We start from the raw sequence: 402 nt of genomic DNA, 5'->3' as shown, positions 1-402 counted from the left end.
CTGGAGCAGGCGTTATGGGCCCGTCGACCGTCCGGCACGGTCCATCACAGTGATAAAGGTTCTCAGTATGTATCGCTGGCCTACACACAGCGGCTTAAGGAAGCCGGATTACTGGCATCAACAGGAAGTACAGGCGACTCGTATGACAACGCGATGGCGGAGAGCATCAATGGTCTTTACAAAGCGGAGGTAATACACCGTAAGAGCTGGAAAAACCGTGCAGAAGTGGAACTGGCCACACTCACGTGGGTGGACTGGTATAACAATCGACGATTGCTGGAAAGGCTGGGCCATACTCCTCCGGCAGAAGCAGAAAAAGCTTATTATGCTTCCATCGGAAACGATGATCTGGCAGCCTGAGTTCACAGATAAAATACTCTCCAGGAAACCCGGGGCGGTTCA

1 protein-coding gene is annotated in these 402 nt (G+C 52.5%); it reads left to right on the top strand.

Annotated features, from left to right (window positions below):
- The coding region (locus BFF42_RS21070; RefSeq protein WP_001463889.1) for an integrase core domain-containing protein at positions 1 to 360 on the top strand (360 nt) is incomplete at its 5' end.
- Positions 361 to 402: the final 42 nt, after the last annotated feature.

The sequence above is a fragment of the Shigella sp. FC1661 genome (assembly GCF_001712525.1).
GTDB classification, from domain to species: Bacteria; Pseudomonadota; Gammaproteobacteria; order Enterobacterales; family Enterobacteriaceae; genus Escherichia; species Escherichia coli.
The sequence above is the reverse complement of the archived record's forward strand: the minus strand, read 5'-3'. Positions and strand labels throughout refer to the sequence as shown.